This window comes from Pseudocolwellia sp. G5-9 (genome assembly GCF_055808995.1).
In genome coordinates, this window is sequence record NZ_CM147893.1 from 1,302,900 (window position 1) to 1,325,461 (window position 22,562).

Below are 22,562 nucleotides of genomic sequence, written 5' to 3' on the forward strand. Positions count from 1 at the left end.
ATAAAAAAGGCTAGTTATTACTAACCTTCAATTATATCTATTATTTTAGGTATAGCGCTACCATCATATAGTATTATCTTAGATTTAAATCTTATTAGCTCAAACAAAATCTATTTTAGAGGAAGCCTCAGCATAAAGAAGTGGTAACATTTTTTGATAACTATTTTGTAAACTTTGAATAAATTGTTGATTATTAGCTAACTCAACTTTAAATACTTGTTCGATTGAACATAATATTTGAATATCGTGTTCAATATCATCATTACATAGCGAAACTTTTTTCAGTAAGTTATCGGCTAAAGGATCCACTAACTCTTCTTTTTCGATACAACGTTTTCGCAAAAATAAAAACCAAGCAACAATAGCTCCACTTAACGACTCTATACTTCGCTTATCATGAAGGTTTTGTTCAATGATAGGAAGTATTCTCATTGGAAGTTTTTGTGAACCATCCCAAGCAATTTGAGCTAGTAAGTGCCTTATGGCTGGATTTCTAAAACGTTCAAAAATTTCATTGCTATAAGCTTTAGCATCAAGTTCTTTAGGTGAAATAAACGATGGAATAATTTCTTCATCTATCATTTTTTCAATAAAAGTTACTAGTTCAGGGTTTTGCATTGCATCAAAAACTGTTTCGCAACCAAGAAGTACACCAATGTAAGCTAAAGTTGAATGCGGGCAATTAAGTAAACGTAATTTGGCATTTTCAAAGCCTTCAACATCTGAAGTTAACACTGCGCCTGCGGCTTCCCATGCAGGTCTATCTTCAGGTAAGCAGTCTTCAATAATCCATTGTAAAAAAGATTCTCGTTTAATAGGCCAATTGTCTTTGATTGAAAACTCTTGTTCAATTAATTTACGTAAACTTTCATCAGTAGCAGGAGTAATACTGTCTACCATAGTACAAGGACAAATAAGGTGTTTTGATAGCCAATCAGCTAAATCGTTATCAAATGCTTGCGCAAACTGAATAACTGCAGCACGTAATTTTTTACCGTTATCAGTAATATTGTCACAACTAACAATACAAAATGGAGCTATCCCCTGTGCTTTTCTAATAGCTAACGCATTAACTAACATGCCAACAGCGGTTATAGCTTGCACGCTATTTGAGCCATTTGCTGTAGCTAAATCTTGAATAATTTCGCTGTGAGTTAGATCTAACTGACCTTCGTTATTTAGGCAGTAACCTTTTTCAGTAATAGTTAAGGTAACAAACTTAGTGTTTGTAGCTGATAAACGCTCAATAACCGCTTGGTATTGTTGAGTTGCAATCAATACTTCAGTAATAGAACCAATCACTTGGTATGAATTTTCGCTGTCTAATTGCGCTAAACTATATAAACCATTTTGTGGTGTTAAAGCATCACTTACGCCACTAGAGCGCATAGATACTGCACTTATAGCCCAATCACCACCTTGTGATTGTAGTGCCTGATGAGTATACCAAGCTTGATGCCCTCTAAAAAATGCTCCTGGACCTATGTGTACGATACCTATTTCAGGTTTATGGTGCTCATTTCTATATTTAGGTACATCAACGCCCCTACTTTCCAGTTCATGTAATGTTTTATCGCACAACAATTTCATTCTTTTTCCTTTCAACAAAACCAATAAATTCAAATACAATATAACACATTTATAGGTAAATCACATATACCACTAATGTTTATTCTTAAATATAAATACACGACTTGAAAATAAAAAAGCACTACTGACACAAAATAATAAAGTATCAAGTAGTGCTATAAATAACCTGCTGCTGCCAAGTTCACCTAAAGGTTATGTAGGATCGTCTTCGCCACCGATACCTATTTCATTTTCAAGCTGTAAATCGATTTTAAAGCCTGTGGCAAACTCAGTAGGAATATGATTAGGTAACTTAATAATTAATGCCTGAGGAGTTATCTCCCATTGTACAGTTTCGTTACTACCTAACATTTTTATATTCGCTATTTTCCCTTCTAATAACGTTAAGTCGCTACCTAAAGTTTTAACATGAATATCTTGAGTTGGAGTATCCATTACGTACATATAAAGCGTTTTATCGCCTTTTTTTGTAAAACGAATATCTTGCTGCTGGTAGACAATTTTCTGTTTTTCTACTTTATGCCCTCCACCGCGAATTCTTGTAGGACCTTCACCAAAAGATTTCCAAGGACGCGTACCATAAATACCTTCCCCATTCACTTTTAGCCAAGCCCCCATTTTAAGAAGCATGTTTTTCATCTCTTGAGGAATTGAACCATCAGGATTTGGCGGAACATTAAGTAACATCAAGCCATTTTTAGAAACAATATCAATTAAAATATCAATAATTTCGTTTGGAGAAACAAATTTAGCATTATGTCGATAGAACCAAGCACCTGGCGATGTATCTGTCATCCAGAAATCATCTTTAATTTTATTAGGTCTGCCACGTTCATAATCATGCACACCAGTATTTGCTGGAAATGATGTGTTTTTATAACTGACAACAACTTCTTTACCCCATTCTTTACCTTTATTAAAATAATAAGCTAAGAACTTTTTACGATATTCTTCATCTAACTCTTCTACCCACCAATCAAACCAAACAACTTCTGGCTCATATTTATCAACCACTTCTTTTAGCTTTGCGTACCATTCATCATGAAAACGTTTAGTAGGTTTAAAGTCAGTAACACTATGACGATCAGTGTATAAATCTGAGGTTTCTTCCGTTGCATCAAACTTGTATGCATTAGCGTAGTAAACCCAAGTAAAAGCGTGATGGAACGAAGTTAAAAACTTCATATCACGTTTTTCAATCGACTTTTTAAGCTCGCCCGTAACATCAACACCCGTAAATTTTTTCACATTCCAACGTGTTACATCACTGTCCCACATTGCAAAATTATCATGATGCATAGCAACTGGCCCAGCAAACTTAGCACCTGATTGAGCAAATAAGTCAGCCCACTCTTCAGGATCAAAAGCAGTGGGCTTAAAATTAGGGATAATATCTTTATAACCAACAACCGATGGATCACCATGCGCTTTGTAGTGATGTTGATATACATCACCGACAATAGGCTTGCCATTTTTTAAACGCTTTTCACCTGTATGCCAGTCGTACACTTCATCCATGTATAAATTCAGACCATACCAACCGACACCTCTTTTCATATTTATATTCGCGGTTGAAACAGGTCCCCAATGCGCATAAATACCTAATTTTGCATCTTGAAACCAATCAGGTTTTTCGTCATGCCTACCTAATGACTCCCATGTTTCTTGGTAGTAAGGTTCGGTTTCATTCACAACCTTACCCTCATTTTTTTCATCTACTGTTTGAGATGTACAGGCAGATATACCTAACGCTAAAGTAATAACAGAAAGTGTAAATATACGATTATTTGAAATGTTAAACATATTTTATATATCAATTTTATTTTTTACATACAATACAATATTTTTACAGAGGGATCTAGCTTTATACAGGTATGTTAAATAGGTAAGCTGTTCTAAACTAACAAAAATATAACTAACCTATTGTCTTAGTTAATAAATAACCTCAACTCGGGATAAGCAAAGTTACTCAAGAAAAGTATTCTATTTTTCAGAGGGGTTAATTCTATGTAAATAAAAAAGCCACTAATAAAATTAATGGCTTTAAGTTAAGTTAAGGTCTGTTGCTCTTTACTGATTGTTTTTTAAGTAATTTATTAACCTTTTATACAAGGCAAAGTATATGTTTCGTCGTTAATCTAATCTACTAGGCGATAAGGTAGTAGAAATAGCGAATAAAAGCTCTCTTACAGATCCGCTTAAATACTTATTGTTCATTGTTGCAAGGTATTTATACCCGTTACCATTCAAAATGCAGGTTTCAGTAGGAACTAAAAACAATTTAAGCACAGATTTTACGTTCCAAACAAAATCTAAGGTCTACATCCAGGTATGAACCTGACTAAAGTTAATAAGCATTTAATTCAAACATGAAAGTTCAACATACGCCAGTTAGTTTGAATAATTACAGAAATGATAATAACTCTTCATCGAGCTGCATTAATGTTTTTGGATCTGCCATCATAGTTACCGCTAACGACTTAGTTCTAGGTAACATTTTTTCAAAATAGAATTCAGCAGTTTTAATTTTAGCGCGATAGAAATCTCTATTTTCTACATCACCAGCTAACTTCTCATAGGCAGATTGAGCCATTTTCGCCCACATATAAGCCATAACAATATAGCCTGAATACATAAGGTAATCGACAGAAGCTGAACCAACAAAGTCTCTATTCTTTTTAGCTTTCATTGCTAATCTAAAGGTATGCTGTTGCCAGTTTGCTACGGCTTTACTCAATGGCCAAATAAATTTATTCATTTGACGTTTATGAGGGTTACTCGAAATCATACTTTTTTCTTTACAGAAAGATAAAATATCAAAGGTAAACTCTTTTAAAGAACTACCTCGAGTTAATAAAATTTTACGCCCTAGTAAGTCTAACGCTTGTATACCTGTGGTACCTTCATAAAGAGTGGCAATACGTGTGTCTCTTACTATTTGCTCCATCCCCCATTCTTTAATATAACCATGACCACCAAATATTTGTAAACCATGATTAGCACTTTCTAAACCGAGTTCAGTTAAAAAAGCTTTTAAAATAGGAGTAATAAAACCTAATTTGGTATCTGCAATTTTTTTCTCTTCATCTGTTTTAGCCATTTCAATTTTATCAACGAGTTTCGCTGCAAAATAAATCATGGCACGGCCGCCCTCAGAAATCGCTTTTTGTGTCATTAACATTTTACGAACATCTGGATGAACAATAATAGGATCCGCTACTTTTTCAGGCGCTTTTTTACCCGTTAAAGAACGCATTGAAAGTCGTTCTTTAGCATAAATAAGGGAGTTTTGAAAAGCCAACTCTGCTGCACAAACACCTTGCAATGCTGTACCTACTCGGGCTGTATTCATAAAGGTGAACATACATTCTAACCCCTTATTTTCTGGCCCAATGAGGAAGCCTTTAGCATTATCAAAATTCAGTACAGCTGTAGACGAAGCTTTGATCCCCATTTTATCTTCAATAGAACCACAAGTTACATTGTTAAATTCACCAATATTCCCCGTAGAATCAACTTGCATTTTAGGGACTATAAATAAAGAAATACCACGAGTACCTTCAGGTGCATTAGGTAAGCGAGCCAGTACAATATGAATGATGTTATCGGTTAAGTCGTGCTCACCTGCAGAGATAAATATTTTAGTTCCACTGATATCAAATGAACCATCATCATTAGGAACAGCTTTTGTTTTTACTTGCCCCAAGTCAGTACCACATTGAGGTTCAGTTAAACACATAGTACCTGTCCAAGTACCTTCAGTTAACTTTGTTAAATAAATTTCTTTTTGTTCGTCAGTCCCGTGTTCGTGAATAGTATTCATCGCACCATGGCTTAAACCAGGATACATGGCAAACGACCAGTTTGCTGTTCCCATCATTTCAGACTTAACCATGCCTAACGATGAAGGAAGCCCTTGACCGCCATAACCTTCTGGATGAGAAAGTGACTGCCAACCACCGTCAACATACTGCTGATAAGCTTCTTTAAACCCTTTAGGAGTAATAACTTTACCTTGATCAAAAGTACAACCTTCTTTGTCACCACTTTGATTTAATGGTAAAAGCTCCCCCTCACAAAACTTGGCGCATTCTTCCATTATAGCATCGACTAAGTCGGGAGTAGCTTCAGCAAACTCAGGTATTTTTTCATAATGTCCGTAATAATCGAAAACATCTTCAATTAAAAACTTTATATCCTTTATGGGCGCTTTGTAAGTTAGCATCAGGCGTACTCCTAAAAATTTAAGGGGATCTTTTGATTTCAATTAAACATTAAGTTTTATGATAAGTCAACTGGTCGTACCTCTAAAAATTAATAATAAAAAAGAACAAGTTAGAAAAAGGTAATAAAAATTAACGATTAAAAACAATATATTAGATTGTTTATTTATACGGTGGGTTCTATAGAATTAAATTGTTCGGCAATTATGCCTCACACTTAGCATAAAAAGGCCTACAATATTTTTTGAACTGATATCAAACCCATTAATGAATTAACCTCTTTGATATGAAGAATAAATGGTCAAATACAGGGGATTTATTTCAATAACTAAAGCGTGTTTTTACAACAGATAGTTTTCTATTTATGCAAGACTTCGTTTTTGATATATAGTTATTCTTGTTAAAAAACAATAATGTAGAAAAGTTCAAGCTAGCATTATCTAGAGGTTTATTTAATGAATATAAATGACAAATTGGCTATATTAACCTGAACTCGGTTAAGAGATATTTAACAATTTAAAATATAAAAAAATAATTTCATAGGATCTCTAGATAGATATTTTTTCTTAATTCAAGGCAAATTTCGCGTCAATACTCCTCTATTGCAAGTGAATTTAACGCAGACGTTAGGAAAAGTAACGCCTAGAGAAACATTTGTTAAGCCGAGCTCAGGCTATATTAATAAACTTCATATTATTCACTAACACTAGGTGATTGACCTTCGTGGAACATAAATCAAGTCACAATAAAACAGCTATTAAAAAGCTTAATGTACAAATAATCCCTTTGCTACTTATTTATAGCCGTTACTATTCAAGATGTAGGTTTCAGTGGGAACTAAAAACAATTTAGGCACAGATTTTATGTTCCAAACAAAATCTAAGGCCTACATCCATGAGAAATCTGACTAAAGTTAATAAGCCTCATAAATTATTTTAGCCATATCGCATAAGTGATTGATTGGTAACGGGTATATCATTTAAAGTCTATAAAAAAATTAGCAGTTAACCGCCCTGTAGCGGGATCATCGTTAACATCATGCTCTGGGTTTTCAATAAAAATTGAATGTAAAACACTCGCAGGATATATCAATAAGCGATTAGCTTTATAATCTACCTTTTTTAATAACTCATAATGTTCATCAGAATGAGTAAAGTATTTTTGCGTAGGAAGACCATTGTTATCTATATATTTTTGTGCGGCACTTATATAACTACTTTTTCTTCTTTGGGTAATATTTTCATAACCTGTAGGGCGATGGCGATAAAAGCCAGTCCCCCCAAATTCACCAGGATTTAAATAATGTAATACAGCAAAACTATATTGATTTTTATTATCGTAATGAGGAAGGCATTGCAGTAAATCTAATTCTCTTTCTGACTGTGTTAATAAAGAATATTGACCACTTTTCGGGATCAATGTTAAATTTTTAGGCACCTGATAAAAGCTATAGAAAATAGACTGAATTGCTTTTAAAATTGTCATGCCATAATCGCCACCAACATCAGCTCTGACTCCGGGGTAATATGTACCATCAACATTTTTTTGTTGTATATAATTAGCTGATTGGGCTTCGATAATAGCTGCAGAAGTATCAAGTAATATATCATCAAGAATAAATATAGGTGTGTTTTCATCACCAATAAAGAAATGGCTTGGTTTAGCTTTTAAATTAATTTCATTCATATTATTTCTGATGCTATATATAAAATTAGCATTTTAATAATAAAATATATGTATTACCAGTTTCATTATTAAATTAAACTATTTTATAGAACCGAGGTAGTGATTTGAATCAGGAGAAATAATTATTCAAGTTGATATGCGTAACGATTATCTAGGGAATAATGAATAAATATTTATTAAAGTAACTATGGGGAAAAGAATAAGATTAATACAAAGTTATACTATTTTAAAAATTGGCGGAGTGGACGGGACTCGAACCCGCGACCCCCGGCGTGACAGGCCGGTATTCTAACCAACTGAACTACCACTCCGCTATTTTTAAATAGCTATAAAATAAGAAAGAAAAAAACAAATAAAATTGGCGGAGTGGACGGGACTCGAACCCGCGACCCCCGGCGTGACAGGCCGGTATTCTAACCAACTGAACTACCACTCCGCAGAGATTTTATTTGAGATTTATAGGTCTCACCTATTTTATATAAAACAATTGGCGGAGTGGACGGGACTCGAACCCGCGACCCCCGGCGTGACAGGCCGGTATTCTAACCAACTGAACTACCACTCCGCTATATCGTTTTTTAGAATTTTTTTCAGGATCCTTAACCTTAGATTAATTGGCGGAGTGGACGGGACTCGAACCCGCGACCCCCGGCGTGACAGGCCGGTATTCTAACCAACTGAACTACCACTCCGCTACATCAATCACTGCATACAACATCTCGTTGAATGCGGCGGAGATAATACGGTTATGATGAGTTTCAGTCAACCCCTTTTTTAATATAATTAACTGTATGGATAATTGATGAGCAAAACGTTGGAAAACTCATCAAATTTTAAGCAGTTCCTTGTGCTTTAATCGCTTTTTTCTTACGTAAAGTTAAAAATACAAATATACAAATACCTACAACAATAATTACGCCATTAACAACGCCTATCATTATATACATTTGTTTTTGCTGTTCTTCTTCTTCCGCTTGAATTCTTGCAGCTTCAATTGCTCGAGCTTCAGCCTCTAGAGCTTCTTTTTCAGCAAGGATCTCTGCCGCTGTTTTTCTTGGAACCATAATCTCATTACCTTCATCATCAAGAGAAGGAATTAATAGCCCATTTTTGTTTTCAGCATTAAAAGTAAATTCTGGCAAAGTTAAGAAAAATTCACGTCCATTGATTGTTTTTCCAAAAACATCAACAGTAATACGGTGAATACCAGCCTCTGTATATTCCAATGTTTTTATTCTAGAATTGCTTTCTTTTTCAAGTAGAGAAAATGGGATTTCTTGCTTATCAGGATAAACAACCTTACCTTGTAATATAATACTATTTGGATCGACATACGTTGGGTCAATATCAAAGGTAACTACGTGATTAACACCTTCTTCATCACTTACTTCAACAGAGGTTTTAACTGGTGCTTTTTGAACAATAATAGGCTTTTGCCTTAACTCCCTCTTCATTAACGGCATTTTCACATGATAAATAGGCAGCCACTCTCCAGGAGCAAAGTCTAAAACAAACTCCCCTGTGTAAACGCCATCACCTGCTTTTTCATCAAAGTCATACCCATCATCTAAAAAAGATCCCAGCTTGATAGGTTGAGCACCAAAATTATCATATTGCCGATTATTAGAGCTGAATAAATCAATATCTAAATTAATAACAGCTCTAAATAGTGGATCACTTAAACCTTTATCGCCATTCATTAAACGCCCTGTTACTTTTAATGTTTCACCAGCGAGTAATATTTCAGGTAACGGCTCTGCTTCAATAACAACATCTGTAACTACAAGAATTTGACTATCAGGTAATATTTGACCTATTGCTTGCCAAGGTCCAGCCATTGGCTTTTTAATTTTAACTAAGTCGTAAGTGCGATCATCAAACCATTCAACGCTACCATCTTCAGGTAAACTGTTTATTTTGAGCTTACTACCGTCAGGCCTAACAAGAATAATAGGTTGAGAGCCTCTTTTACGATAAAAAATAAGTTTTAATTCATCTATATTAGCGTCAATTCGAAAACGGTTATCAAAATAAGGAATTTGATTCGTTACATTGTCTGAATCGTAATAATTAACCTGTGGCACGTCATCATCGGCAAAAACAAATAGGGGTAAAAAAAACAATAATGTGCTTATACAATACAAAATATGTAATGGTTTATTATTTTCCCTCATTTTTATGCTTCCCATTTATTTTCCCCATAGTGGTGAACTCCCTTTTTCTTCGATAACAGCTAAGCGTTCTTGATGTGCAATCACTTCATCGGCCGTGGCATCAATAATCTTTAATTTTGGTCGATTAGCGTCAAGTCTTCTAATCTCATTTGAGTCCCCGCTTTCATTATCTCCAGCAAGCAAATTAAAGGCAGCTTGCTTTCGAGTCATCTCTACATAAACAAAAGCAAGCAACTGAGCATCAATTAATGCACCGTGATAGGTTCGATCAACAAGCTTATCTACTTTATAAAACTTAGCTAAATAATCTAGAGTTTTGGGTGAACCAAACTCATCTTTAGACACTTTTAATGTATCTATAACAGTACACATATCATATGTCATAGGGACTTTTTTAGTGAGCATAGAAAACTCATGATCCATAAAGCCAACATCAAACTTCGCGTTATGAATAACTAATTCAGCACCATCAATAAATTTAATAAAATCATCGGCTACTTGTGAAAATACCGGTTTATCACTTAAAAAATCATTCGTTAAACCATGGATATCAATAACCTCTTGTTCCATTTGAATTAATGGATTGATATAAACATGATAATTTCGCCCGGTTAATTGACGATTAACCATTTCCACACAGCCTATTTCGACAATTCTGTGACCTTCCCTAGGATTTATACCTGTTGTTTCGGTATCGAGAATGATTAATCGTTCATCTTGTTTTTCAATGTTGTTCACGTGTAGGACCTTTTAGTTGAACACTTTATTTTGCGAGCTCTTCCGGAAATTCTTGAATGTTTAATCTTATTTTATGGCTGCTATACAAAAACCCAATCAATAATAAAGTAATTGATAACTGAATTAACAACCAGGATAAAGATATAAGTGATAAGTAAAAATAGCCAATAAGGCTCACACTTAAATCAGCTATCAGTGCAAATAATAAAAACTTTCTAATATGCTGCCAACAAACTTTAACCCATGGATGGGCATCAGGTCTTCTTAAACTGATGATTAGAATCACAAACAGTCCTACAGCTCCCGACACTAAACTTAAATAAAACATTTTAGGATCAGGAAAAACCATTTTAATGGTACCTGTTTGATTTTTCATATTCGAAATAGAAAGTATCCACACTATATAACCACGAGTTACAAAAGCTAATATTGCATAAATACTCTTAGATAATTTTAAACAATCAAACTGATTAAAATCTTTAAGAGAATACTTTGCATATTCATGTTTATGCATCGGGGAACCTTTCAGCTCTCTCTTTTTCTAAAAGATGCTGAGCTAAAGTAATAGCCTTAACGGCTTTAGAGTTAAACTCTCGATTATATAAGGTATACACAACAAAAATGGTGGCAAAAATAGATAATAATGGGTGATAAAACCAGCACATAACAGCAATAGAAAAATAATAAGCACGTAAACCATAATTATAGGAATGAGCGGCTTGATCATGCACTACAGCCATTTGCCTAGCATAAGCTCTAAGGTTTTCATTCAAACCACTTTCATCGATAGGTGCAGCTCCTATCATTACATTTAAAAAACCATACTGCCGCATTGACCAAGTAAATTTAAAAAACGACATAACAAAAATAAAAGCCAATATACCTAATTTAAATTGAAACATATGGGCACTGGATGTTGCAGCATAAGGGATAGAATACAATACTTCTTGAACTTGTTCTGTTTTTGCAAACAAAGTAAGAATACCAGCAATAACCAGTAACGTGGTAGAAGCAAAAAAAGCAATATTACGCTCAAGGTTTGAAATTAAGGAGGCTTCCCCAACTCTAATGTCTTTCTTTATAGCCTCATACATCCAATGAATACGATGTTGATTCAAACATCTTGCAATGCAATTTGTTGTTTTTGCTTTTTTTCTCGCGAAAAAAGAGTACCCCACCCAAAAAATCACCAAACAAAATAAAGCAGTATAATCTAATAGATATATAGACATTTAATTAAACGCATAAAGTTTTTCCTTCATTATGCAGTAGAGCAATTAAAGATTCGACCCTAAATAATGAAAAATTAAATAATGTTTTATGCTATCGACATAAAAAACACGAATAAATAATTGATAATAAAACAAAGTATAAGTTGTGCTAAGATATTATTTTTGTAACAATTTAAAGAATATAAATTGAATATTGAATTAATCAGTTCAATTTATATAAACATAATAAACACATCAAACAAACTATAATAATAATTAAACTCGGAGCACTAATGCGAAAGCTAAGGAATAGCTGTTTATATTTTTCAGCTGGCTTATTCTTACTAATTTCACTGTTTTCATCAGCTCAAACGCTTAAAGACAATAACGAGTTAATTATTCCAAACACTCATGATTCCATCGTTATTGATGGTGTTCTCGACGATCTTGTATGGAAAGATGCTCTTAATATTTCATTAGATCTTGTGAATAGTCCTTGGGATAACCTACCTAGCCCAGTTAAAACACAAGCTAAAATCATTGAAAACGGAAAATACATTTATATTTCGTTTGTAGCATCGGATCCAAATCCAACAGCAATTCATGGCTTTTTAGCAGACCGAGATACAACTTGGGACGATGACCTTGTCGGTATAAAATTAGATACTTTTAATAGCCGACAATTAAACTATAATTTTTTTGTAAATCCCTTCGGTGTACAAAACGACTCTATAACCAATGAAGTAACAGGGAAAAGTAATCGTTTATGGGATGGTAATTGGCAATCTTTTGGAAAGAAAACACCTACGGGTTATCAAGTCGAAATAGCCATACCTTACAATATTTTAAATTTTGACGAAAACAGCGCAGATAGAGTTTGGGCAATTGAATTAATCAGATTTTACCCGCGAGATGAACGCCTTCGAATTTCACATATACCACTTGATAAAGATAACAATTGTTGGTTATGTCAAATGCCAGAAATTAAAGGTTTTAAACACTCTAATATAAAAGAAAACCTCACGATAACGCCTTCTATCGTGGCATCACAGAACCAGAAAAGAAACATATCAGATCAGAAATGGTCAAAATTAAACGATATAGATGCAGGTATGGATATTCGCTGGGGCCCTAACCCAAATACACTACTTAATGCGACAATTAATCCTGATTTTTCAACAGTAGAATCTGATGCTGGTCAATTAAATATTAATAACGCTTCATCGTTATTTTTTGATGAAAAACGTAGTTTTTTTTTAGAAAACGCTGATTATTTTAGTAGTAATTTTAATCTTGTTTATACACGTAATATTGCTGATCCCGATTATGGAGCTAAGTTAACAAGTAGAACGGATAAATACAGTTACGGTTTATTTGTAACAAACGATCAACAAACCACCTTTATTGTTCCTGGTAATGTTAGTGATGACATTGCAACACTTAATAGAGAAAGTCATTCAGCAGCTTTTAACTACCGATATAATTACAGTGAACAATTAACCTTAGGCTTTGTTTCAACATTAAGAACCGCTGATGATTACCATAATTCATTAACTGGTATAGACGCAAAATATAGAATAAATGATTCGCATACGATTAATGCCCAGTTTTTATATTCAAATACCGAATACCCTAATGAGCTTTCTAAAAGCTTTTGTTTCGATGATTCTGAAGATGCTTGTCAACCCAAAGTAAGTAACGATTGCAAATTTGGAAATTGTGCTTTTAACGAACAAGTCAACAGAACCAATTTACAAGATGATTTTAGTGATCAAGCCTACAAAATAGATTATGAATATAGAACCGAATATTGGAAAGTAAGTCTCAACCATGAAAATATTGATAACTTATTCAGAGCAGATTTAGGTTTTATGACCAAAGCAGATTACCAACAAGACAACGTAGAAGTTATGCATTTAATTTATGGCGATAATGACGACTTTTGGTCAGAAATCTACTTATATAGTTCATGGCATAATACAAAAAATGAAAAAGGTGAATTTATTGAGCGCGCTTTTGACGGAACTATTGAGCTATTAGGACCTAAGTTATCATTTTTAAGTGTGAATATATCGCAAGCAACAAAAACAGGCCTCAGACATGATGATTCATTACTCAATTTAACAGGAAATACTACAAGGTTTGATGAAAAGGTTATTAAGTTATACGCTGAATTTAAGCCAAACAATAGGCTGTTCACCGGTATAGGGTTCGACTTTGGTGATAAAATTGATTACAACAACAATCGTTTAGGTACTTATCAAGAATTATATGCTGAGTTAACAAGCAATGTGACTGACCACCTATATGTCGCATTAACTCATACTTATAGTAAGTTAGACGCAGACTCTATTGCCCCTACAGTTAATGATAATGTCTACACAGCTAACCTAACAAATTTACGCATATCTTATCAATTTGATGTACAAAGCTATTTAAAACTTAATGTTGAATACTTTGATGTTAAATACAACACGAACAACAATCCATATATCGCACCAGATAACATTAATAAAGACCTATCTACACAACTTATATATTCATATAAGTTAAATCCTCAAACCGTCTTCTTTTTAGGGTATTCTGATAATAGTATTCAAAATGATAATTTAACTAAAATGTTTCGAAGAGAAAAAACATTTTTTAGTAAAGTAAGTTATGCATGGTCGCTATAAAAAGGTCAATCCTTAAACTTAATAACTAAATTCGTTTATTATTTTATAGGAAATCACTAGGGTCTGTTGAAATTTCCTGTTTAAGTTTTGTTCGAATTAAATACTTATTGCTCTCAGCGCAAGGTGTGTAGGCTAATTGTTCTATGTAAACTTCTTGCAACAATCAGCAAAGTTCAACAAAACCTAACGTCCCATTATTCATGTTGTTGTTATAAAAACGTTAACAAAAACCAACCAACAAGTTAATTTTTAAGCACCTTAAATTTACATTAAAATCATATAGATAACATCTCATTTACCAAACAAGAATTACCTTACAATTTTATTGATTATCGCTACCTGTAAAGGGTACGATGGCGTTTAAATAGACTAATTGTAAAAAAATGTAATTTATTTAATTCAAAAAATTAAAATTTTATAGAAGCTTCTTTTGCTTACTTAGTTTGATTATTTAAATAGATATTCTTATTAGTTGTGGATAAATATGATTAAAAATACGCTTTTCCCTATATTGTTATCTCTTTCTTGTATTTCTCATCAAGCGATCTCTGCTGAAATGCAAAATGCTGCCACTATAGATAAATTAAAAAAAGAGATAAATGAAAAGGATTTTCAAAACGCTTGGAATACAGCTCAATTACTAGAAGACGAATACCTTGGTGAAGCTTCCTTTGATTTTTTATATGGTGTTGCAGCTTTAGCAAACCATAATGCTGAACATGCAGTATTTGCGTTTGAAAGAGTTACAGCTAATAAACCTGATTGGTTGGATGCTCAATTTTTACTCGCTAAAGCCAACTATAAAATCGAAAACTATCAAGGCGCAATTAATACTAGCCAACAACTTATTAATAACCCTAAAACGTCTGTAAAGCTTAAAGAGTCTGCGAATAGCTTATTAAATGTATCTCAATCGAAATTAAATAAACAATCGTTTCATCTATCACAACGTGTGTCATTAAATGTAGGACACGATTCGAATATCAATGCAGGAACAACCGAAGATAATATATTTATCCCACTAACTGGAGCTACTTTTCCTTTAAATAATGATAGCAAGAAGAACAGCGACAATTACGCTGCATTAACTTACCGCGCTTCAGGGAGTAAAAAATTCTCGCAGGTATCTCAAATTAATTTTTCAGGAAAAGGCACTACACATAATTTTCAAAATGAATCTCAATATAATCGAATGTTTGCTGACCTAAATTTTCAATATCAGCATACTTTTGATTTTGGTCGTTTATCCGTAGGTTTAAAATTTACGCCTTTATGGTTAGACGACGACTTATACAGAACAAAAACCATGTTAACGACTAACTTCGAAAAGCAGCTAGATCCTAAATGGTTAGTTACTGCAGGTGTAGATGTTGGTCAAACAAAAAACAAAAACAGCGAATCATTAAATACAGATAATATTTCTACTAATTTAGCAGCTCATTACTTTTCAAATAACCTAAAACATTCTTTCGCTTTAAGTTATGCAGATGAAAAAAGCGATGAAAGTATCTACCACTATAATAGCCAAAAAATAACTACCGTAAGTTATTCAAATTTATGGCTTATAAACAACGCTTGGCTCGCTAGCAGCATGGTTGCCTTTCAACAAAAAAAATATCAAGATTTACATCCGTTCTTTCTTGAACAACGCGATGATGACATGTGGCTCGCATCGATCAACCTGCAATACACTCAGTCTAAAAGATGGTCTTACAATTTAAATATTAATGCGCAAGATAAAGACAGTAATTTATCACTCTTTTCTTATCAACGTTCAGACATTAGCTTAACTGCTAATATGAACTTTTAGGGGTAAATGATATGAGAACACACAATCAATTAAGCGATTTAACTTTACTAATAAAAATATCACCTAAACTAATACTACTTAGCTGTTTAGGCTACATTGGTACAAGTTACGCAACCCCTGAAGAAATAATTGCAGGAAAAACACTTTTAGCAAAAGGTGTTGTTAACGCTGTAAACCCAAAAACAAACAATGTTCGATCTTTAAAGCGTCGTTCTAAAATAATGTCTGTTGAGCACATCACCACAGGTGAAAATAGTAAAGCGCAATTTAGTATGTCTGATGGCGGTTTAATTACCCTCAAAGAAAATACAGAAATTAACGTCAGTAATTATGTATTTAACGAAGAAACACAAAAAGGTTCAGCAACACTGGAAGTGATCAGCGGTGGCTTACGTTCAATCAGTGGACTGATAAAAAAAACAGGTGGTGATTACCAAGTAAAAACCCCTGTTGGGTCAATTGGTATTCGCGGAACTCACTTTGCAGTTGAAGTATCAGGAGATGATGTTTATTTTGGTGTTTATAGCGGTAATATCGACATTGCACTAAATAATAATCAATCTCTTTCATTAGGTGTTACTGAAGGTTTTGCCTTTGCCTCAGTTAATCAAGCAGGTGAAATCACCCCATTTACACAGGCGCCTGAAATATTATCTTTAGGTTATAACACTTCGCAAGAAGCTTCAGAAGACGTTACAGCAGAAGAAAACGATAACACGGCATCTACAGATGTTAGTACTGAAACGACTACAATTGATACATCTGAAACATCAACAACTAACGAATCTACTAGTTCTGAGGAATATGTCCAAATAGCTTCAGAAAATAATGCTCAAGAAATAACAGAAGACATTATAGAGAAAATAGAAGATATAGAAGATACCCAAACCATTGCAGAATTAATCTCAGAAAGAACAGGAACCTTTGACTACCAACAAATAACTGAAAGTAACATCAGCTCATCTGTTGGCGCTACTAGCGATTTAACACTTAATTTAGCTGTTGATTTTGACAATGGAACAGTCCCTGGCGGTTCACTTAGCTTTACGGACGCTCAAGGCGAATGGTTTGCAACCTATTCAGGATTAATCAATGTTGACCAGTTAGATCTAGGTGTTAACTTTGCTTCTCATGCTAATAAGCTCGCAGATGGCAATATATCAGCTGACTTTTCTAATGGGTTAGACGAAATTACCGGAAATTTTGATTTACAAGAAATTGAAGATACAAGCGTAAATGCAACAGGCTCTTTCACAGTTAAATAACTGAGAGCTAGCTTACGATTATCAATATTAGGATTTTAACAATGCGTAAATTAAGTATTATTGCCGTTTCATTAATAACCTCAAGTTTACTACTTGCAGGATGTGGTAGCGAAGGCTCTGTATCTAATGAAATAAGTCAATCTCCAATTACTGTTGACCCATCTACTCCTGAAGTTCCATCACCTATTATTGATACAAATAATAATTCAATATCTCTTGCTGGAATACAAGGTAAAAATCAAATACAAGTACAAAAAGTTAAAGGTATTACCAAACCCCAAAATGCCATTGTAGATGCAGAATTCTCAAACGCTAAAGGCGACTTTGTTTACAAAGATAATACAAGTAGTGTTGCAGGCAACTTAACTTTTGCCATTAACGTTGAAGAACCAGATCAAATAACAGATATTTCACTTTACCTACCAAGCGTTGAACAAACTATCTCTGTATGTTCAAATAATTGCGGTACTACATTTAATAGAACACTCACAGGGTTTAATCCTCAGCTTTCAGGTGTTCAAGCAGGTAACTTACGTATAGAGTTGTTTGTTACAGATAGCGCACAAAACACAGCAATGCTAGATGCAATATCTATAGACTGGAGCCCGATTGAAATTACAGGTATTAGTGCAACAAGATCAGAAGACAAAATCACGGTTAATTGGCAAGGTGGCTCATCACTTAACCGATATAATGTTTACTCGGCAACTGAAGCAAATTTAACTCCAACAAGTGTGCTTAGCTTATCAAACGGTAGCCAACAACTCGCTATTAATACAAACCAAACAGACATAGCGGTAATCGACGAAACATCCAATTATTATGTTCTCATTACCGGTATAAACGAACAAGGCGAAAGTGGCCAATCAGCTCCTTTTCAAGTTACAGCGACAAAAGTTACTGTAAACCAACCACCTCAAGCGATTACCGATAACGTTATAATCGACGAAGATAATGTACTTAACACTAATGTGCTTGATAACGATATTGATCCTGAAAACAGCTTACTCACTTTAGATTCGATCATAACGCCACCTGTAAACGGACAGTTAACTTTCGACAATGCAGGTAATATTAGCTACCAGCCCAACAAAGATTTTTTTGGACAAGATAGTTTTACATACCAAATATTAGATGATGAAAGCAATAGCGCACAAGCAAATGTTTTAATTACAATTAATAATATAAATGACGAACCTATAGCAACAAACGATGCATATACCTTAGCCATAAATAACTCACTAGCAATAAGTAGCACGGGTTTATTAACTAACGACACCGATATTGATGGCGACTTTTTATTTGTTGATATACTCCCTGTATCACCTCCTCTACACGGTACTTTACAACTCAACTCGAATGGTAGTTTTACTTATATAGCAGACAATAGTTTTATTGATGAAGATAGCTTTGTATATCAAGTTACAGATAATAAAGGTGGAACGAGTAGTGCCCAAGTAACTATTTTATCTTCAGGAAGTGATGCTCCCCCTATTGCATTAAATGATATTTATGAAATAAATGAAGATACAACGCTTATTATCAACTCTGTTAATAACGGTATACTTGCAAACGATACAGATCCAAATTCATTGTCGATATCGTTAAACGAAACCTTATTAACATCAACAACTCATGGACAATTAAACCTTTCAACAGATGGTACTTTTACTTACATACCTGCTCCTAATTTTTTCGGTATTGATAGGTTTCAATACGAAATAATGAACACTTTAGGTAAAACGTCTCAGGCTTTTGTAAACATAACCGTTAATCCTGTTGCTGATATTCCAACAGCAAATAACGACAGTTATCAAATAAATGAAGATATTACACTTAGCATTAATTCAAATTCTGGCTTACTTGCTAACGATTCTGATATCGATGGGGGTACCTTAACCGTTAATACAACTCCTCTTGTTGCTCCACAACAAGGTAGCCTTATATTAAACACAGATGGTAGTTTTACTTACTTACCTAAAAATAACTTTAATGGTTTAGATACCTTTACTTATCAAATATTAAATAATAAAGGTGCTATCACAACAGCTCAGGCAAGTATCACGATAAACCCGATAAATGATGCACCTGTAGCCATGAATGACCAAGCTCAAACTAATTCTGAAACGCTGTTAATACTTGATGTACTCCTTAACGATAAAGATATTGACGGTGATGAATTAACTATTAACCCTTTTACACTAGATGAAGCATACGGAACGGTAACCGTTGAAAATAATAAATTACGCTTTGTTCCTTCAGTTACCTTTGGAGGACTAGCAGAAATAAGTTACACAATCTCGGATCCATCAGGAGAAGAAAGTACAGCAACCGTTTCTATATCAGTAAGCTTAGTTGGCTCTTTAAATGCAGATCCTATAGGCATTAACGACACTTATACGCTTGATGAAGATGAAGTATTAATAGGTTCATCTTTTTTAAATAATGATACTGACTCTGACGGTGGCACATTAACGGCCTCAACAACACCATTTACCAATGTAAGTAACGGTACATTAATCATCAATACTGACGGTACATTTATTTATACTCCAAATGCTAATTATAATGGAACAGACAGTTTTTCTTATAGATTATCTGATGGTCAAGGTGGCTTTAACAATGCACAAGTTACATTAAATATTGATCCCGTTAATGATGTACCTGTCGCCGTATCTGACATATATTCAACTCAAGAAAATACAAGCCTTACCGTTATAGCTTCAAGCTTTAATGCCTTGTTAAAAAATGACACTGATCAAGACGGCGACTCTTTAAGCATAAATGTTGGCATGAGCGGAAATCCCTCTTTTGGTAGTTTAACGCTGAGTAGTGATGGTAGCTTTACTTACATACCTGAAACTAATTTTAGTGGTATAGATAACTTTACTTATCAGTTAGAAGATAACCAAGGAGGCTCAACCTCAGGCAATGTAAGCATTAATGTCATTAATGTGAATGTAGCACCTAAAGCAGTAACAGATAACTACACTATGCTTGAAGGTGGTGTATTAAATGCGCTGTCTGTACTAAGTAACGATACTGATGCAGATGGAGATACTTTAACTGTTGATACCTCATTTTTATCTTCACCTTCGAATGGAGTTGTTAATTTTGCTAGCGACGGTACCTTTGTTTACACTCCTAGCATCGGCTTTGTAGGTTCAGATACTTTTACCTACAAAGTGGATGATGGCAATGGAGAGCAAGATGAAGGCCTTATACATATAACAGTCTCAACAGATCCTAGCGCTCACGGTAATCCTTTAGCTGTAACAGATTTTTATAATATTAACCAAGGTACAATTTTATCAGGCTCAAACCTATTAGATAATGATTTAAGCGACCAAACCAATAGCGCTGACACTAGCTTATTAACAGTAACAACTGTTCCACATGTAGCGCCATTACATGGCACGTTAATATTAGAAAGTAATGGTAACTTTACTTACACCCCAGAAAGTAGTTTTTCAGGTTTTGATTCATTTGAATACGAAGTTAGAAATATTTACAACAAAACCTCAACAGTTATCGTTACAATTAATATTGCTTCAGTAAACACGGCACCAAAGGCTGTAGCAGATACTTATGTAACAGACGAAAATACTACCCTAAATGCTTCTTCTGTATTAAATAACGATACCGATGTTGATGGAGATGCCTTAACAGTAAGTACTTCATTAATATCTTCTCCTTCTAACGGAAGTGTTTCTATTTCTTCTGATGGTACGTTTACTTACATACCAAATACAGATTTTGTTGGCGGAGACAGTTTTACCTACAGAGTACTTGATACTTATAGTGAATATGATGATACGGTAGTTAATATAACGGTAAAACCTAGTTCTTCATCTTCTAATCAGCCCTTAGCAAGAAATGACTTTTACTCTGTAAATACAAATCAATCTCTTACGGTAAACACAATACTTGATAATGATGATGACGGACAAATACTGTCTCTATTTCAGCTTTCAGTAGCAAAAAAAAGGGATGTAGAGCACGGAACACTAGCATTACAAAGTAATGGTAACTTTACTTATACACCAAACACTGATTACAGCGGCGAAGATTTCTTTATTTATCAAATTACAAATTTTTATGGTAAAAAATCTACAGCAAAAGTTATTATTACCGTTCTTTAATAACGAACAAACTAAAATTTTTAACAGTAATTTGGTACAAAGTTAAATTTAAACCCAATTATTAGAAAATATATAGATGTTAGTCTTTAATATAATTAACATCTATATATTATAAGCCGACAAACAAGTCTGTAGATGATGTTCGCTTACTTAAAAAGAAGAACTAATGGTATTAAAATAAATGAAAATCGAATTTTACGGCGTTAGAGGTTCTATGCCGACACCTGGAAAAAATACCGTATTGTTTGGTGGTAATACATCATGCGTATATGTTGAGCTTAATAATGGCGACTTTGTTATTTTAGATTCAGGTACAGGTATTACAAAGCTCAACAAAAAGTTAAATCATTACAAAGAAACAATTAATATTTTAGTTACACATAGTCATTGGGATCATATTCAAGGTTTTCCATATTTCCATCCTATATACTGCACGAACACAAAAATTAATATTATAACAGGAATTATGGACAATAATGACAACGACATGATATTGAAACAAATGTCTGGCTCAAGTCACCCGGTAAAATACAACGAACTCCCCTCCTCAATCACATTAAATGCTATTTCATCGCCTCAAAGTAAATTTAAGCTAAATGACTTTATTATAACAACACAAGCCTTAAATCACCCCGACGGTGGTACGGCTTACTGTTTACAAGGCGACAATCAAAAAATAGCTTTTGTTACCGATAATGAATTAATTCCACCTTCTGCAGCAGCCACAACATGGGATGAATGGATCGAATTTATATCTGACGCTGATGTATTAATTCATGATGCTCAATATAACAACCATGATATGCCGTTAAAGCATGGTTGGGGCCATAGTACTTATGAACAAGTTATGAAACTTGCTATTCAAGCCAATGTAAAACAACTCTTTTTTATTAGTCACGATCCTTGTAGAACAGACCAAGAGTTACTCGCGCAAGAACAATCAATTCAGTCAAAAAATACAGGAATAACACAAATTGCTTGTGCAAAAGAGGATTCAACGTTTGATTTAAATACAATGAGTTTACGTTAAGCTAATAATCATTCTATT

The 22,562-nt window shown here is 33.9% G+C and carries 13 protein-coding genes and 4 tRNA genes; 5 read left to right on the forward strand and 12 right to left on the reverse strand.

The window, feature by feature from the left end; all coding sequences use genetic code 11:
* Nucleotides 1-99: 99 nt before the first annotated feature.
* From AC0L5Q_RS05665 to AC0L5Q_RS05720, 12 genes are all read right to left on the reverse strand, one after another.
* Entirely contained in the window at nt 100-1,590 is a 1,491-nt protein-coding gene (locus tag AC0L5Q_RS05665) for a mannitol dehydrogenase family protein (protein ID WP_473615426.1), read from the reverse strand.
* Between the two features lie 192 nt (nt 1,591-1,782).
* Complete coding sequence (locus AC0L5Q_RS05670) at nt 1,783-3,393, reverse strand: alpha-L-fucosidase (protein ID WP_473615429.1); 1,611 nt, start codon at nt 3,391-3,393, stop codon at nt 1,783-1,785.
* A gap of 601 nt (nt 3,394-3,994) precedes the next feature.
* A complete protein-coding gene (locus AC0L5Q_RS05675; RefSeq protein WP_473615432.1) occupies nt 3,995-5,815 on the reverse strand; it encodes an acyl-CoA dehydrogenase C-terminal domain-containing protein in 1,821 nt (606 codons plus the stop codon).
* A gap of 973 nt (nt 5,816-6,788) precedes the next feature.
* A complete protein-coding gene (locus tag AC0L5Q_RS05680) occupies nt 6,789-7,499 on the reverse strand; it encodes a DUF6445 family protein (protein WP_473615435.1) in 711 nt (236 codons plus the stop codon).
* 234 nt (nt 7,500-7,733) lie between these two features.
* A tRNA-Asp gene (locus tag AC0L5Q_RS05685) sits at nt 7,734-7,810 on the reverse strand.
* Between the two features lie 48 nt (nt 7,811-7,858).
* Nucleotides 7,859-7,935 (reverse strand) — tRNA-Asp (locus tag AC0L5Q_RS05690).
* 52 nt (nt 7,936-7,987) lie between these two features.
* Nucleotides 7,988-8,064, reverse strand: a tRNA-Asp gene (locus tag AC0L5Q_RS05695).
* 50 nt (nt 8,065-8,114) lie between these two features.
* Nucleotides 8,115-8,191 (reverse strand) — tRNA-Asp (locus AC0L5Q_RS05700).
* Nucleotides 8,192-8,332: 141 nt separating this feature from the next.
* On the reverse strand, nt 8,333-9,688 hold the full coding sequence (locus AC0L5Q_RS05705) for a TIGR03503 family protein (RefSeq protein ID WP_473615439.1): 1,356 nt from the start codon (nt 9,686-9,688) through the stop codon (nt 8,333-8,335).
* The gene (dnaQ, locus tag AC0L5Q_RS05710; RefSeq protein WP_473615442.1) at nt 9,689-10,411 is read right to left on the reverse strand and encodes a DNA polymerase III subunit epsilon; all 723 of its coding nucleotides are present in this window, start codon (nt 10,409-10,411) and stop codon (nt 9,689-9,691) included.
* Between the two features lie 25 nt (nt 10,412-10,436).
* Nucleotides 10,437-10,925: a DUF2919 family protein gene (locus tag AC0L5Q_RS05715; RefSeq protein ID WP_473615446.1), complete on the reverse strand. Its 489-nt coding sequence runs from the start codon at nt 10,923-10,925 to the stop codon at nt 10,437-10,439.
* The gene (locus AC0L5Q_RS05720; RefSeq protein ID WP_473615448.1) at nt 10,918-11,643 is read right to left on the reverse strand and encodes a DUF599 domain-containing protein; all 726 of its coding nucleotides are present in this window, start codon (nt 11,641-11,643) and stop codon (nt 10,918-10,920) included. The genes AC0L5Q_RS05715 and AC0L5Q_RS05720 overlap by 8 nt, the downstream gene beginning before the upstream one ends.
* 272 nt (nt 11,644-11,915) lie before the next feature.
* Here AC0L5Q_RS05720 and AC0L5Q_RS05725 point away from each other — a divergent pair, with 272 nt between their 5' ends.
* The 5 genes from AC0L5Q_RS05725 to AC0L5Q_RS05745 all read left to right on the forward strand — a co-directional run bounded on the left by AC0L5Q_RS05725 (nt 11,916) and on the right by AC0L5Q_RS05745 (nt 22,544).
* Nucleotides 11,916-14,297 carry a carbohydrate binding family 9 domain-containing protein gene (locus AC0L5Q_RS05725; RefSeq protein WP_473615452.1) on the forward strand — a complete coding sequence of 794 codons (2,382 nt, stop codon included), beginning with the start codon at nt 11,916-11,918 and terminating at the stop codon, nt 14,295-14,297.
* Between the two features lie 484 nt (nt 14,298-14,781).
* The gene (locus tag AC0L5Q_RS05730; protein ID WP_473615455.1) at nt 14,782-16,107 is read left to right on the forward strand and encodes a surface lipoprotein assembly modifier; all 1,326 of its coding nucleotides are present in this window, start codon (nt 14,782-14,784) and stop codon (nt 16,105-16,107) included.
* 11 nt (nt 16,108-16,118) lie between these two features.
* A complete protein-coding gene (locus AC0L5Q_RS05735; RefSeq protein WP_473615460.1) occupies nt 16,119-17,372 on the forward strand; it encodes a FecR family protein in 1,254 nt (417 codons plus the stop codon).
* A gap of 41 nt (nt 17,373-17,413) precedes the next feature.
* Entirely contained in the window at nt 17,414-21,514 is a 4,101-nt protein-coding gene (locus AC0L5Q_RS05740; protein WP_473615464.1) for an Ig-like domain-containing protein, read from the forward strand.
* Between the two features lie 181 nt (nt 21,515-21,695).
* On the forward strand, nt 21,696-22,544 hold the full coding sequence (locus AC0L5Q_RS05745) for an MBL fold metallo-hydrolase (protein ID WP_473615468.1): 849 nt from the start codon (nt 21,696-21,698) through the stop codon (nt 22,542-22,544).
* Nucleotides 22,545-22,562: the final 18 nt, after the last annotated feature.